This window comes from Flavobacterium gelidicaeli (assembly GCF_013294005.1).
Lineage (GTDB): Bacteria > Bacteroidota > Bacteroidia > Flavobacteriales > Flavobacteriaceae > Flavobacterium.
Map to the genome: position 1 here is coordinate 308,368 of NZ_JABSNK010000005.1, position 16,523 is coordinate 324,890.

A 16,523-nucleotide genomic window follows, 5' to 3' on the forward strand; every position below is an offset into this window, starting at 1 on the left:
TAGTTCAATTTAAAAGTTAATGTTTAAACCTAATAAGTATGTTCTAGGATTAGGATAGAAACCATCATCAATTCCTGACCCAATAACCGATTGAGAAACATTATCGGCATTTGTAGGACCGTAAGATGCACCGGGGTCAAAACCTTTATATTTTGTAAAAGTGTATAAATTATTTACCCCTACATAAAGACGAAGCTTAGTTATCTTAGCTAGTTCAGAAATCTTAGGATTTATAGTGTACCCTAATTGAATGTTTTGAATTCTCAAATACGAAGCATCTTCAACAAAATAATCAGAGAATAATTTATTTGTTGTCGCTGCCGTTGTTACTCTTGGAACCGAATTACTAGTTCCTTCACCTGTCCATCTATCAAGCACATAAGTCAAACGATTGGCATCTGGTGAAACACTTTCATAGTTACGTACCATATTGTTTCCAACAGAAGCAAATGTGTACATAGAGAAATCTAAGTTTTTATAATTTAACTGAACATTAAAACCCATTGTAGCTTCAGGAATTGGATCTCCAATATTAGTACGGTCATTAAAATCAATTTTACCATCACCATTTACATCCACAAAACGAATATCTCCAGGTGATGCTTTTGTTCCTAAAATGGATTGATCAGGTGCATCAGCAACTTCTACTTGATTTTGAAAAACGCCATCTGTTTTTAATCCGTAAAAATAACCAATTGGATTTCCTACTTGCATTCTTGATGGTGCGAGTTGTCCTATTCCAAAGGAACCTCCTTCAATAAAATCAGCCCCATTTATTGCTGTAACTTCATTTTTCAAAAAAGTAACGTTGTATCCAAGACTCATACTGAAATTATCTGAGAATTTATTTTTGTAGTTTACAGCAAACTCAAATCCTGTATTCCTTACTGTTCCTGCATTTATAGTAGGATTAGAAGCTCCTGGAGCTTGACCTCCAAATATACCCGATACAGGAATACTCGGAATTAATAAGTCACTTCTTGTATCTATAAAATAATCAGCAACGATAGTTATTTTATTATTGAATAGATTCATATCTAAACCAACGTCAAATTTCTTAGCCTCTTCCCATTTAAGTAAAGGATTAGGGATTTGTCCAATGGCACGACCATTGGTCAACTCATTATCAAACACGTAGGTAGCTTCTCCTGTTAATTGAGAAATATAACCGTTATTAGGTATTTTATCATTTCCAACTATTCCATAACTTCCTCTTAATTTCAAGAAGTTTATTACTGAGGATTCTCCAAAAAAACCTTCATCTGAAACAATCCAACCAGCTGTTATAGAGGGGAAATACCCTACTTTATTCCCAGGTCCAAATTTTGTAGAAGCATCACGACGAATCATTCCTGAAAACAGGTATTTCCCTTTAAAGTCATATTGAACTCTTCCAAAATAAGACAGTCTTCTCTCGTCATAATTATAATTTGCAACAGGAATTGTTCCTGCTGCAGGAGCTCCATTTGCTAGAGAAATATCTGCAAAATCCCATGAATTATTAGGAACATCAAAACCTGTTGCAGTCAGGCCGTTGCCATATTCTTTAAAAATAGTATTACCAATTACCCCAACAAACTTATGGTCTTTAGCAATTGTTTTAGTATAAGTACCATAAATATCAAAAGAGTAATTATTATCATTTATAGCCCTTTGAGTAACTGAACTTCTAGTGGTATTAAATACTTTTCCGCTACCGTAATCAAGTATTTTTGCAAAAGATCTAGATTCACTATTAGCCGATTTAAAACCAATAGAACTGGTTATAACAAATGCTGCTGTTAATTTATAATCCAAACCAAAATTCCCGCTTATTTGCTTAAAATTAAAATCATTGTATGTATTTTGAGTTTGAGCCAATGGATTAATCATTTCATTACCCAAAGAACCTCCTGGAAACAAGGTATAATTTCCATCAGCATCATAAGTACTAAGTGTAGATGGCGCATTTACCGCATTTAAAAGCACAGAGGCATTACCATTTTCTGGTAATGTTTTTCTATCAAAATAAGTATAAATTACATTTGTTTTTAATTTCAACTTATCTGAGACATCAGCGCCTAAAGATACTCTAGCTGTATTTCTTAAAAATCCAGATTTTGACTCTCCTACGATTCCTTCTTGATCCAAGTGTGAACCACTAACAGAATACGTAATTTTATCAGATCCTCCTGAAAAATTCAAATCGTGACTAATAATTGGAACCCCTTTACTAATGACTTCCTTTTGCCAGTCTGTTCCTTTTCCTAATCCGTTTACAATTGTATAAGGAATAGCGTTGCCGTTATTAGCATAACTTTCATTTAACAGTAAGGCATATTCAGTAGCATTTAATGTGGGTAAAGTTTTTGAGGCTTCTTGAAAACCAAGATATGAATTAAAAGAGACTCTAGTTTTAGAATTCTTTTTTCCCATTTTTGTTGTCACTAAAATAACTCCATTTGCTGCAGCAGAACCATAAATAGCCGCTTGAGCATCTTTTAAAACAGTAATCGTTTCAACATCGTTCGGATTAAGTAACCCTAACTCACCTATGTAACCATCTATTATAGTAAGAGGTGAACTATCTCCATTTGTAGCAATACCACGTATTTTAATATCTAATGCTGCTCCTGGAGAACCTGACTGTGTAGTAACATTCACACCAGATACAGTTCCTTGAAGGGCTTGTTCAATTTTAAGTGGTTTTAAAATTTCAAGTGTTTTACTATCAACTACAGCTACTGAACCTGTTATTTCCTTTTTTTTCTGACCTCCATATCCAATCACAACAACTTCATCTAACGTTTTCGCATCTTCAACAAGCGCAATGTTAATGTTGCTATTTGCACCAGTTACTTTATATTCAAAATTTTTATAACCTATATAAGAGAATATGAGCGTAGTCCCTGAAGTTACTTTCTTTAGAGAAAAAGCACCATCAAAATCAGTGATTGTAGCAATGTTCGAATTCTTAATTTGAATATTCGCTCCTGGTATTGGTAAACCTGAACCTTTCTCCTTTACAAACCCTCCAACATCATAACTTTGGGCAAAACCAAAAGTCGAGAAAAAAAGGAAAATAATTAATAGATAATTTGATTTCATAATTTGTGTTTTTTGTGAATTATAAAATTACAGCACTCACACTAAAGATTCACTAAAAAGAACCTTTACAAAAAACATACAATGCAAAAAAAAGCATCATTAATTCACAATATTATAATAAAACTAAGAAAACAGCTTGTTAAATATGCAGATAAATATTAGCAGTAAACAAAAAAACCACAACAATAACGTTAATGTTGTGGTAATGTATAGGTAATACATCGTAATTGTTACAATACTATACAGACAGAATGTACTCAACAAGTCCTTGTTCGTGCACTAATTCCATTTTTTTACGCAAGCGATACCTTTTAATCTCTACACTTCGTATTGATATATTTAACATAGGTGCAATCTCTTTTGAACTAAGATTAAGCCTTAAATAGGCACATAATCTTAAATCATTAGAAGTCAAAGAGGGGTGCAATACTTTCAATTTTTTAAAGAAGTCTTTATCTGTACTTTCAAAAGCTTCTTTAAAAACACTCCAAGAATCATTTCCTGTAATGTTTTTATTTATGGTAGAAATAACCGATTTGATACTTCTATTTTCATCATTGTTTGTCTTTTTTAAATCTTCTCTTATAAATTCAAGTAATTCATTTTTACTATTTAAATTCATGGTTGATGCCGCTAATTCTCTACTTTTTATATCTACGTCATGGGAGAGTTGTTCGTTTGTTAAACGCATTAATTGTTGCTCATTTTCTAGTTCTTTTATTTCTAATAAAAGGTTATTTTCCTCTATTAGTTTCGCATTTTGTTTTTGATAATACTTTTTATACTCCTTATGAATAATACTAGCTATTATTAAAATAAGAATAAAGTAAATCAATAATGCTAGATTAGTTTTGTACCATGGTTTTTCAATTATAAAATTATATAACACAATTTTTTCGAGTGCTGTATTTGCAAATCTAGCTCTCACTTTAAAATTGTAATCACCAGAAGGAAGATTTTTAAAATTCACTGTTGGTTTTGCACTCCAATCACTCCAATCCTCTTCAAAACCTGTTAATAAATACTGATATTCGGCATTAATATATTTATTGTATTCTGGCACCGAGTAACTAAAAGTGATATTATTTTCATTATAATTAAAAAAACCCTCAGTTGTTATTGCAACATTTTTAGGCTGTTCATTTAATTCATTGATGGTAATACTGAATAAAGAAACCCCATAATCACTAAAGCTTAGCTCATTAATATTCATAATATAATAGCCATCTGTAGTACCAAAAAGATAATCAGAATTTGACATTTGAGCAATATTTTCATAACCCAACATAGAATTTGTCAAAGAAACAGGTATAGGAATACTATTTTTCTTGAGCTGGCTACTCAATTTACTAGAAGAAAAGTAGCTAATATAATTTTTAGAAAATAACCAAATTTTATTAGTTTCATCAACAATCATTTTTCCTGATGTATAGTCATCATTTTCAAAAACGGAGCTTAGTAACGTATCTTTTACAAATTGTTTTGTTTTATTATTCAACTTAAAAACGCCCTCCTTATAAGCGTAATAAATGGCGTTATTGAACTTTATCAAGCATGCATTTTTTCCTTTTTTAGGATCTGCATATCTTTTAATTGCCTTTATATTCTTCAATTTTTGATCACAAACTAAGCGATATACCCCTTTATATTCATGGCTAACATATATTTCATTGCCTTTACTTATTTCAAAATATTTTGAGGAATAATCAAACCCTTTTATTTTATTCTTAAAAACCCACTGATTATTCACTTTCTGCAACACTGAAATTCCGTAATAATTCCCTTGAAGCAATAACGATTTGTCTCCTGGAACTGTTTCAAATTTCCAAGTTCCTGATTTAGAAAAAACAGACTTGGCAGTACCATTTTCGATAATAAAAGTACCTGTATCGTGGCCGCAAAACAAGGTTTTTTCATATTCAAATAACGACCAAACTTGTCCTTTAGTCCCTTTTACAATAGTAAAATTCTCATGAGAATTGTATTTTTTATAAAACAATCCTTGATTTGTACCTACATATATTTTTCCGTTAAAAAGCTTCGCCGAATATACTGTTCCTAATACGCCGGTATCATCTACATAACTCTGTATTGGCGACTGCATGTTGATGCAGTTAATTCCGTTATCTAAACCTACCCATAAATTTTTCTCGGCATCTTCAAATAAAGAAAGTGCGGTATTATTACTCAGTCCTTGATTTTGCGAAATATGATATTTTATTTTTCCTTTATTTGATAAAACAAAAATCCCATTAGAAACAGTTCCTATCGCATAACTACCATCCGATAGCAACTGACTACTATACACGCTACTATTGGCTAGTTGTGCATCAGCCTCAGTAATAAACTTAATAAGTTTAGTTCCTAATATTTTATAAAACCCTTCTGTTTGAGTCTGAATTAAAAGCCCGTCATCTGAAGAAAAAACATTTACTATTCTGTTATTTTTTAAAATTAAACTATTCGAAATCAACTTACTCTTGCCACCTTCTATTTCGAATAAATCCCCAGTAACGGTTTGGAAATAAATAGCATTTTTAGTCCTAAAAGATCTAAATATTCCTGAATCAGGTGTAATAATCTTAAAGGAATTTGTTTGCAGGTCGTAAATATAAATTCGATTTAAGGATTGAAATAAAACCCAATTTTCGTAATTTAATATATTCCAAAACTGTTCATCATCTAGAATTTTATTTTTTATTTTTTGACTCAGTGAATAGTAGTTTAACCTGCCATCAGTATTTCTTTTCCAAAAACCAAACTCCATATAGCAGCCCGTAAAAACTTTTCCTTCAATTACCTTAACTGACCTAATAATGGTTTCGTTTGAAGAAGGGTAAAGTTGCCAGCTAGCACCGTTATATTCTAAAAGTCCTTCATTATTAGCAAAAAAAACATATTGACTGTCATCCTGAGAGATCATCCAATTTTGATTTCCAGCATTATAATTTGTTGGTGTATATTTTACTATTGGCGGCAACTCTTGAGCAAATACAAAAGCAGTCATTAATAGTAATAAGTAGGTTATTTTTGTTTTCAAATGAACTATTTTTTTTTTTAGAATGTGGTAAAAATAAAACTAAAAAGACATAGCTAAAAACAAATTGGAATATAATAAGTATACAAACATAATTTTACAACTATTATCTTAATAAAATGTAAGTATATAACTTAAATTTGTGATTTGTTGAATCCTTTTTCTCTGCGTAAAATTCATTACTTTTGTAGAAATACAATTTTTTATGCAAGTTGAGTTTTCAAAATTAGATCCAAAGAAAAATATCATTATAAAAGGCGCAGAAGTACACAATTTAAAGAGTATAGATGTTGCTATTCCAAGAAATAAACTTGTTGTTATTACAGGACTTTCGGGTTCTGGTAAATCCAGTTTGGCTTTTGACACCCTTTACGCTGAGGGGCAACGTCGTTATGTAGAAAGTTTATCTTCTTATGCAAGACAATTCCTTGGAAGATTAGATAAACCAAAAGTAGAATACATTAAAGGTATCGCTCCCGCAATAGCAATTGAGCAAAAAGTAAATACCACAAATGCCCGTTCAACGGTAGGAACATCTACTGAAATTTACGATTACATCAAGCTTCTATATGCCCGTATTGGAAGAACTTTTTCTCCTGTTTCAGGAAAAGAAGTAAAGAAAAATACCGTAACCGATGTAGTTGCTGATGTTAAAAAATTAGAACTAGACAGCAAATGGCTACTCTTAGCTCCTATTCATCTTGAAAAAGGCCGAAAATTAGAAGACAAACTTAAAGTATTATTACAACAAGGTTTTGCAAGAATTCTTGTTGATAATGAAATGATTCGTTTAGATGATTTGCCAACTGGATTGAATAAAAAAGAACTATTTTTAATCGTGGACCGAATTGTTGTTAAAGAGGAAGAGGAGTTTTATAACAGACTTGCTGATGCTGTACAAACTGCTTTTTTTGAAGGAAAAGGCATTTGCTATTTACAAGAAATAAAAGCTAATGAAAGACACAGTTATTCGAATAACTTTGAGTTGGACGGAATCACTTTTTTAGAGCCCAATGTCCATTTATTTAGTTTCAACAACCCGTACGGAGCCTGTCCAGTTTGTGAAGGGTATGGAAACATAATAGGTATCGATGCTGAATTAGTTGTCCCTAACACTACACTATCTGTTTTTGAAAACGCTATTTATCCTTGGCGTGGAGAAAGCATGAGTTGGTTTCGCGATCAATTAGTTAATAGTGCTTATAAATTTGATTTCCCTATTCACAAACCTTATTTTGAATTAACAGAAGCGCAAAAAGAATTAATTTGGACAGGAAACAGTTATTTTCAAGGTCTGAATGATTTCTTTAAAGAATTAGAAGAAAAAAATTATAAAATACAAAACAGAGTCATGCTTTCTCGTTACCGAGGAAAAACCAAATGCTATTCCTGCAAAGGAAAACGTTTGCGAGTAGAAGCCTCTTATGTGAAAATAAATTCAAAAACAGTCTCTGAATTAGTTGATTTACCTATCAAACACTTAGTTGATTTTTTCAAAAACATAACATTAGATGTTTATGAAAAGCAAATTGCAAAACGTTTGCTAATTGAAATCAATAACCGTCTCTCTTTTTTAACAGAAGTTGGTTTAGATTATCTAACACTAAACCGGAATTCTGCAACTCTCTCTGGTGGTGAGTCACAACGTATAAATCTTGCTACATCATTAGGAAGCAGCCTCGTGGGTTCAATGTATATTTTAGATGAACCAAGTATTGGCTTACATCCCAAAGATACTGAGCGCTTAATTAAAGTATTGCTCTCCTTACGAGATTTAGGAAATACGGTAATTGTAGTAGAACACGATGAAGATATCATGAAAGCAGCCGATATGATTATTGATATTGGCCCAGAAGCAGGTACTTTTGGTGGAGAATTAGTAGCACAAGGAACTTATGATGAAATATTAAAATCGACCTCGCTTACTGCTCAATATTTAAATGGTGATTTAGAAATTGCTGTTCCTAAAAAACGTCGTCCTTTTAAAAACTTCATTGAAATAAAAGGCGCGAGAGAAAACAATCTACAGAACATTGATGTTGTTTTCCCATTAGATGTTTTGACCGTAATCACAGGTGTTTCAGGAAGTGGAAAAAGTACCTTAGTAAAGAAAATTCTTTTTCCAGCCATGCAAAAAAAGTTAGAAAATGCTGGGGAAAAAGCAGGGCAATTTAGCGAATTAACAGGTTCTTTTTCGCAAATAAAACACATTGAATATGTAGATCAAAATCCTATTGGTAGGAGTTCTCGCTCTAACCCAGTAACCTATATCAAAGCGTATGATGATATTAGAGATTTATTTTCTAAAGAAAAACTATCTAAATTAAGAGGGTACTTACCCAAACATTTTTCTTTTAATGTAGATGGAGGAAGGTGCGAAACTTGCAAAGGGGAAGGTACAATTAATGTTGAAATGGTTTTCATGGCCGATGTTCAGCTACCATGTGAAACTTGCAACGGAAAACGATTTAAAAAAGAAATTTTAGAAGTAACGTTTGAAGGTAAAAACATTCATGATATTCTTACGCTAACAATTGATGATGCACTTACTTTTTTTGATAAAAACAAACAAGCTAAAATTACTCAAAAATTAAAACCATTACAAGATGTAGGTTTAGGATATGTACAGTTAGGACAATCTTCATCAACATTATCTGGTGGTGAAGCACAAAGGATTAAACTAGCCTCTTTCTTGGTAAAAGGCGCTACTAAAGACAAAGCATTATTTGTTTTTGATGAACCTACCACAGGATTGCACTTTCACGATATTAAAAAATTATTAGCTTCCTTTGAAGCTTTAATCGAAAAAGGTCATTCTATTTTAGTTATTGAACACAATCTAGACCTAATAAAATGTGCCGATTGGATTATTGAATTAGGTCCTGAAGGTGGCGAAAATGGTGGTAAATTATTAGCTGCAGGAACACCTGAAGCCATTGTAAAAGACAAAAAATCAATCACAGGTTACTATTTAAAAGACAAACTATAATAATATTAATCAACAAGTAAAAAAAAATAGCCTAATACATATTTGTATTAGGCTATTTTTTTTACTTAAAACAGTAAGTATTAGTTGTAACATTTATCTTCAAAGGCGTTTCCGTCTTCATCAAGACCAACTAATATTCTTATTTCTCTTGAAGAAATAAAACTTTTGTAAATCCAAGCAATAGAACCTATTCCTAGGGTAACACATGAAAATACAAAATAGATATTATGATTAATTTTTTGCTTTTTCTTTGACAAAACAGCAAAAGGCAATTTATCATTCCTCTCCTCAATTACAAAACCCTTACTTATTTTATCCCTTAGGATCTTAGAAAATTTCACTGAACTTTCCTCGTTAATAATTAGTTGGCTACTCATAATAATTTGTATTATTTAGTTTCAACATTGTTCTATCTAGTCAAACAGTATTGATATTACAAAATTAAGTTCTTAGTTGGTCTCCCACAATACCCACTTTTAGTGATATTTTAAAAAAAACACTAAATATTTATGAGTAGAAGCTAATTTTCTCAACAAAAATATTAATATACCTTATTATAAGTCTTACACTTTACTATTATAAGTTTATAAAATTACAACTTATGGACTTCTTTAATTAAACTATTACCATAGCTATTTATAAAATAATTATTAATAATAAGTTGTCAATGATTATACTATTTTATTCCAAATTTCTTTATCAGGCCATTTAGAACACCGTTAATTTCCTTAGACACTTTGAACTTATAATTCAAATAAATATAAGCTATAGTTACTAGTATGGATTTAAGACCAATGGCTATTATGGGATACAATGGAAACTCCCAGAAATAGAATGCTAAAAACAAGATAAAAGTGACTATTAAAGAGGTTACAGTCTGTTTTGTAAAAGGATATAAATGCATCCTTTTAACCACAAAAAGCAATTTAGCTAAACTATATAATGTTATAGACAATAATGTCGCAAAAGCTGACCCTAGTATTCCGTACAATGGTATAAAGATCATATTTAAAACTATTGTAATAAACACTAAGAATAGTCCCAAAAACAGCACCATACGATAGTATTTAGAGTTGAATATAATCGCATTATTATTCCCTAAAATTAAATCAAAATACTTAGACATACCAATTAAAAAAACAACTACTATTCCTCCACTATATTCTTTTGGAACTAATTCATATAACTGATTAATATTTACAAAAATGCAAAGCATTACAAAACCACCTACAACTTGAAGATTAATGGATGTCTTTTTATACAAATCATTCAATTCTTCATACTTATTTTCATGCATTAATTTGGCTGTAATTGGGTAGACAATTTGGTGCATGGCACGACTTGGAACCGAAATCACTAGTGCAATATAGGTTGCAACTGAATAATAGGCTATATTCTCAATTACCATGTATTGATTAAGCATTAACTTGTCTCCATCCAAAAGTAAATTAGCCACACTACCTGAAAGGATGATATAAAAAGTATATTCTAAAATTGCTTTTACATTAGACGGAATCGTAAATTGAAATTTAGGTTTCTTGATTTTGAAAGCATAAAACATAGTAATCACTAAGGCTAAGAAATAAATTCCAGATGTTACATAAACAAAATCAATAACAGTCATCCATTTAAAATAAACCCCGATTAAGGCAAACAATGAAAACAAACGCAAACCTACCTCTTTTATAAAATTTCCAAAAACGGAATGCATGTGTACTCTTGCCCAAGCATAAAATATTTCAAAATAGGCCATACACAATCCTGTAAACGGAATCAACCAAATAAATGTCTTTACTATTGGATTTTTTTTAGATACAAAAAAAACCAAATCATCAAAGAAAAAAAGTCCGATAAAAGCTAACGGAATACATAATAATAATGGAAATAACACTGTAAAAGACAAAAACCGTTCTCGATCTTCTTCAGTATTATATTGGGAATAAAATTTAACCAGTGTATTCTGCATACCAATAGCAAAAAGAGGCATGATAACATTAGCCGCAGATAATATATAATTTGTTACAGCGTAATAAGTAGCACCAAGAAAAATTGGATATAAATAAAGTGTATTTATAGCTCCTACACCAAAACCGATGTAAGTTATTATTGTGTTTTTTAAGGACTGATTTAATACTATTCCCATTAGTAATTAGAGTGAGATAAATATCTCTTTATGTTATTTATTAAGCAGTTTAACCAATTCCATAGTTAAGTTTTTTCTAGAATATTGTTGTAATCCTACACCGTTAGACCGTAGCTTACCTTCTAAAAACAGATTGTAATATTCTAGAATCACCTTTTTAAGTTTTTCTTTCTCTGTGTAATCAAAAAACACCCCAGTATTGGTTTGTGTAATAATTTCGGAAAAATCAGAATCTTTAGGTCCTATTGCTACTATTGGTCGGTTAGACACCATGTATTCAAATAATTTTCCAGGAATAATACTTTTTGTATCTCGAGAGTCAATTTCGATAAGTAATAAAACTTGTGATTTTTTTTGGTGTTCAATCGCTTCTGAATGGGAAACATATCCTAAATTATTTAGATAATTATTCAATCCAAACTGCGCTATCGTTGTTAATACTTCCTGACTGATCGCCCCTATTAACTTTATTTGTAAATCATCTTTAAAAGTGGGTATTTCTGCAAGTAATTCTTGAATAGACTCCCATAAAATTATTGGATTTCTATCAGATAAAAAAGACCCAATATGCGCTAGCGAAAACTTAGTATCTAAAGCTTTACTTATCACTGGCTCCACATCATAACCATTAGTAATCACCGTTATTGGTTTAGTAGTAATCGCCTGGAATTCAGTTTTTGTAGTTTTACTCGTTACAATAATCTCATCGGCAGTATTCATTACTTGCTTTTCTAATTGCTTGTGTTTTTTAGCTGCATACTTTGACAACCGCAAAGACTTATGGTATCCAATGGTAGTCCATGGATCCCGAAAATCAGCAAACCACTTAACACCTGTTTTTTGTTTTAATTTAAGTCCAATAAGGTGTAAACTATGTGGTGGTCCTGATGTTATAATGGTATCAATATTATTATCGACAATGTATTTTTCTAAATAAACAACAGATGGTTTTACCCAAAATATCCGAGCATCTGGAATAAACAAATTTCCTCGAATCCAGAGAAAAACTTTGTCTAAAAAGGATTGTTTCTTCTGATTTGGAATTATTCCTGAGCTTATTTTCTTGGTTTTATTTTTCGAAAAAAAAGAAGCCAACTGATACGGCTCGAAAATTTTATGTTTAAGAACAATCGCTTTTTCCGAAACTTGATTCAGCAAATCATTATCTATAATAGGATAAGTAGGGTTTTCAGGAATGTAAACAATGGGTTGGAAATTAAAATCTGGCAAATATTTGACAAATTTCAACCACCGTTGTACACCTGGACCACCTGCTGGCGGCCAATAATAGGTAATTATTAAAATTTTTTTATTTTCAGGTTCCAATTGGGATAATTTATAATGTCAACCACGCACTACTGTGCTTGGTTAACATCCAGTATGATCTATATTTTTTTTTCCTTTCTTTCGAAATAAATACCTCCAACTAAAAGTAATAACATCATTATAGAACTAATTAATGTAATTGTACTTCCTGTTTTTACAACATCTGGCTCAAATTTAAATTCGATTGTATGCTCACCTGCAGGAACCATCATTGCTCTCAATACATAATCTACCGGAAAGTGTGATGTTTTAACACCATCAACATAAGCATTCCAACCATCTTCATAATATATCTCAGAAAAAACGGCTAAACCTTCTTTTTTATTAGTTGAATTGTATTTTATATAATTGGGTTTATAAACCTTTAAAGAAATTGTTCCGCTGTCATCCAAATTTCTTTTTAAACGTGCATTCTTAAATTTATAACCATAAAGATGAATATTAAAAATAGCGGCACGTTTAGTGTCAAATTTATTCAAAAGCTTCATCTCATCATTGGCCTTATTAACCAACTTAACATCTCTTACAAACCAAGCATTTCCATTTGCATCTGGATTTATTACGGGAAAATCTTTTCCTTCTTTATCTTTTTGGATTACGTATTTAACATTCAACATGTTAAGCACTTCTAAGTTATTTTTAGCTAATTGATAATCAAACAATTGCTGTACTCTACGAGGTCTCACAGCGCTATACCCTCCTATTGATTTATGAAAGTAAGATGTTCTTGCTCCCATCAAGTTTTGTACTTCAAAAACCCTGTAAACGGTAGTATCTTGCAAAATTTGATTATCAGCCGGGGTTTCTTGAAAAGGCACTTCTACTTGGCGACTTGAAACAAAATCTTTATCAGAAACATATTTTTTATCCACAAAAAATAAATCTGATACCATAAATAAACCTACCAAGATAATTGCGGTATTTTGGGCAATTTTATTTTTGATAAACAACCACAAAACTCCTGCTACTAATAAAATAAAGAAAGCAGAACGCAATAAATCAGCACTAAACAAACTTTTTCTATCACTTTTTAATGCATCAACAAATTCTGACCCATAGCTCTCCATGTAATAACCATCACTAGATCCTGAGAAGCTAAACATCCCTTTACTTAAAAATAAAATAACGATAATCCCTAAACCTATTGCGCCAGATTGCCACAAAGGTTTCCATTGTTTGTCTTTTTCGAGCTTAAAAAAAGATTGCAAACCCATTACTGCTAGTACTGGGAAACATAATTCTAAAATAACCTGTATTGAGGATACTGCTCTAAACTTATCGTACATAGGAATGTAATCGATAAAAAAATCAGTTAATGCTGGGAAGTTTTTCCCCCACGATAGTAACAATGATGCTATCGCTCCAGAAAGGAACACATATTTAATTTTTCTTTCATCTATGAACAAAGCCAAAATCCCTAAGAAGAAAACTACCACACCAATGTATGCTGGAGCTGCAACAATAGGTTGATCGCCCCAATAAGTTGGCATGCCAGAAACAAAATCAGCTGCTTGGGCTTCAGGAACACCTTTACCCAACATCAGTTCATACATTTCACTGTCTTTCCCTACATTTTCATTGTTAGAACCTCCAAAAATTCTTGGTGCAATCAAATTAAAACTTTCCATCACACCATAACTATATTCGGTAATATAATCTCTGGTCATGGCACTATTTGTAGTATTGGCTGTACCGTCAGGATTGTAAGTTAATTCACTTTTTGATCGAATACTAAAACCCGTATATTCAGCGGTTGCTAATAAGCTAGTTGCATTAGCACCAATGGCTAAAATTCCAGCGATAGCAAGAAAACCAAATGATTTTAAAAGTGATTTATATTGTTTATCCTTAACATTTTTATATATAAAATAAGCTGAAAGTAATAATAAGAAAAGCAACAGATAATAGGTCATCTGAAAGTGGTTTGCATTAATTTCTAATGCAGCTGCAAACATTGTTAGTAATCCCCCAAGTACATACTTCTTTTGAAAAACCAATATAACACCTGCAATTACAAGCGGCATATAAGCAATTGCATGTGCTTTTGCATTGTGTCCTACTCCTAAAATTATAATCATATAAGTAGAAAAACCAAAAGCCAAAGCACCAAAAAAGGCTTTCAAAGGATCTATTTTTAATACTAAAAGCAAACCATAAAAACCTAGAAAATAAAGAAATAAATAATCAGCAGGACGGGGTAAAAATCGCAATGCATCATCAATTGCTCCCACGTAATCATGAGGGTATTTAGCCCCTAATTGATAGGTAGGCATTCCTCCAAAGGAACTATTTGTCCAATAAGGTTCTACATGATCAGATGCTCTAAAGTCATTTTGCTCTTTAGCCATACCTGTATATTGAACAATATCCGACTGAAAAATCTGTTTACCTTGTAGAACAGGATAAAAATAAATTAAAGAAATGATTACAAAACCTAAAACTGCCAGTGCGTGCGGGTAAAACTTATTTAATATTTTCAATTTTAAAGCGTTTTTTAAGAGTATTAATATGTAAACTACGGCAAATTTAATCTATTTCTTCGTAATCTACATAGTCACCTACTTTTTTGGTTTCTTTATAATTTTTAGACGTAGGTGGCTTATAAAAAACCTCCTGCTCAGCTTGAGATTTATTCCAAGAATTGTCCTGAGTATTTTGATGTTGTTGTTTAAAATTAGTTTCCGCTTTTTGCACCACTTTTTTTAACAAAAGAGGTAGAAATAACTTAGCCAAAAACTTAAAAATATAGTAGAAAGCTATGATATAGAATAAGGTTCTTATAAAACCATAAAACGAAGCAGTTTGCATAATCACTTTTTTTTTACAAATTTAACAAATCCAAAGTTCAAAATTAAACTATCATTCTTAAATAAATAATAAAATATAGTACATTTGAAAAGCAATATCACTTTTAACCTTAAAAAACACATGGCAAAACTTAAATTAAAACACCTTCTTGCACTACTAATTTTACCATCAGTACAATATGCACAGCACACTGATATCATCAATTCTAACCGACCTGGAGAAACGATGTCAGCTTACGCAGTAGGAAAATCAGTTATCCAAGCAGAAGTAGGTATTTACGGTATAAAACAACACCATGATTTATTAGATTATGATGCAAATGGTTTTGGCTTAGACGCAACCGTGAGATGGGGTGTATTCAAGGAAAACTTAGAGGTAATTGCTACTTTACAATATCAAAACGAGCAAGTTAGCGCACCGTTTTTTAACACCAATAGATCGGCATTAAAACAAACCATTCTTGGAGCTAAATATTTAATCTACGACCCTTTTAAAAACTATAAAGAAAAAGCAAACATCTACAGCTGGAAAGCCAATCACAGTTTTAAATGGCGTCAATTTATTCCTGCTGTATCAGTATTTGCAGGAGCTAACATTACTTCAAGCAATAACCCTTACGCCTACTCAAACAAAAATCCCTACACTAGTAATTTAAAAGGTGGGCTTTCGCCAAAAATCATGTTGATTACCCAAAATCATTTAGGTAACGGAAGTTGGGTATTTGTAACTAACTTTATCGCTGATTATGTCACTACTGATTATCCTAGTTATGGTTATGTATTAACTCTAACGAAAGGAATTAATAAAAAATGGTCTGGATTTGTAGAAAATCAAGGTTTTAAAAGTGACCTTTACAGCGATGCAATTGTACGTGGTGGGGCGGCTTATTTACTGAGTGACGACATGCAAGTTGATGCGTCACTAAGTTCAAGTTTAAAAAACACGCCTTCTGTTGTTTATGGCGGAATTGGTTTTTCTTGGCGTTACGACGCAAATCATAAAGATGTTATTGTACGTCTTGATAGCGGTAAAAAGAAAGATAAAAAACAAGACAAAGCCGTTGATAAATTAAAGAAAGCCAAAAAGAAAAACAAAAAAAATAAAAAAGAAACCGAGGTCAAAATATAATAAAT

9 protein-coding genes are annotated in these 16,523 nt (G+C 31.5%); 2 read left to right on the plus strand and 7 right to left on the minus strand.

Going from position 1 to position 16,523, the window contains the following annotated elements; genetic code table 11:
* Nucleotides 1–9: 9 nt before the first annotated feature.
* Together HNP99_RS10025 and HNP99_RS10030 are read right to left on the minus strand one after the other, a co-directional pair.
* Nucleotides 10–3,087, minus strand: coding sequence for a SusC/RagA family TonB-linked outer membrane protein (locus HNP99_RS10025; protein WP_173853242.1), 3,078 nt, complete (start codon nt 3,085–3,087; stop codon nt 10–12).
* 238 nt (nt 3,088–3,325) lie between these two features.
* A complete protein-coding gene (locus HNP99_RS10030; RefSeq protein WP_305798037.1) occupies nt 3,326–6,127 on the minus strand; it encodes a helix-turn-helix and ligand-binding sensor domain-containing protein in 2,802 nt (933 codons plus the stop codon).
* A gap of 202 nt (nt 6,128–6,329) precedes the next feature.
* Here HNP99_RS10030 and uvrA point away from each other — a divergent pair, with 202 nt between their 5' ends.
* On the plus strand, nt 6,330–9,113 hold the full coding sequence (gene uvrA / locus HNP99_RS10035) for an excinuclease ABC subunit UvrA (protein ID WP_173853243.1): 2,784 nt from the start codon (nt 6,330–6,332) through the stop codon (nt 9,111–9,113).
* 80 nt (nt 9,114–9,193) lie between these two features.
* Here uvrA and HNP99_RS10040 read toward each other — a convergent pair whose 3' ends face one another.
* The 5 genes from HNP99_RS10040 to HNP99_RS10060 form a co-directional block, all read right to left on the minus strand.
* Nucleotides 9,194–9,490 (minus strand): hypothetical protein, encoded by a 297-nt coding sequence (locus HNP99_RS10040; RefSeq protein ID WP_173853244.1) that lies wholly within the window; start codon nt 9,488–9,490, stop codon nt 9,194–9,196.
* Nucleotides 9,491–9,789: 299 nt separating this feature from the next.
* Nucleotides 9,790–11,256: an oligosaccharide flippase family protein gene (locus HNP99_RS10045; protein ID WP_173853245.1), complete on the minus strand. Its 1,467-nt coding sequence runs from the start codon at nt 11,254–11,256 to the stop codon at nt 9,790–9,792.
* 33 nt (nt 11,257–11,289) lie between these two features.
* Nucleotides 11,290–12,582: a glycosyltransferase family 4 protein gene (locus HNP99_RS10050; protein WP_173853246.1), complete on the minus strand. Its 1,293-nt coding sequence runs from the start codon at nt 12,580–12,582 to the stop codon at nt 11,290–11,292.
* 59 nt (nt 12,583–12,641) lie between these two features.
* Entirely contained in the window at nt 12,642–15,062 is a 2,421-nt protein-coding gene (locus HNP99_RS10055) for a YfhO family protein (RefSeq protein ID WP_173853247.1), read from the minus strand.
* Between the two features lie 46 nt (nt 15,063–15,108).
* Nucleotides 15,109–15,390: a DUF4834 family protein gene (locus tag HNP99_RS10060; RefSeq protein ID WP_173853248.1), complete on the minus strand. Its 282-nt coding sequence runs from the start codon at nt 15,388–15,390 to the stop codon at nt 15,109–15,111.
* A gap of 120 nt (nt 15,391–15,510) precedes the next feature.
* Here HNP99_RS10060 and HNP99_RS10065 point away from each other — a divergent pair, with 120 nt between their 5' ends.
* Nucleotides 15,511–16,518 carry a transporter gene (locus HNP99_RS10065; protein ID WP_173853249.1) on the plus strand — a complete coding sequence of 336 codons (1,008 nt, stop codon included), beginning with the start codon at nt 15,511–15,513 and terminating at the stop codon, nt 16,516–16,518.
* Nucleotides 16,519–16,523: the final 5 nt, after the last annotated feature.

Bases quoted from the DNA above. Each gene is read 5' to 3' on its own strand.
- HNP99_RS10025 (WP_173853242.1), bottom strand. From the start codon at position 3,087: ATGAAATCAAATTATCTATTAATTATTTTCCTTTTTTTCTCGACTTTT.
- uvrA (WP_173853243.1), top strand. From the start codon at position 6,330: ATGCAAGTTGAGTTTTCAAAATTAGATCCAAAGAAAAATATCATTATA.
- HNP99_RS10040 (WP_173853244.1), bottom strand. From the start codon at position 9,490: ATGAGTAGCCAACTAATTATTAACGAGGAAAGTTCAGTGAAATTTTCT.
- HNP99_RS10045 (WP_173853245.1), bottom strand. From the start codon at position 11,256: ATGGGAATAGTATTAAATCAGTCCTTAAAAAACACAATAATAACTTAC.
- HNP99_RS10060 (WP_173853248.1), bottom strand. From the start codon at position 15,390: ATGCAAACTGCTTCGTTTTATGGTTTTATAAGAACCTTATTCTATATC.
- HNP99_RS10065 (WP_173853249.1), top strand. From the start codon at position 15,511: ATGGCAAAACTTAAATTAAAACACCTTCTTGCACTACTAATTTTACCA.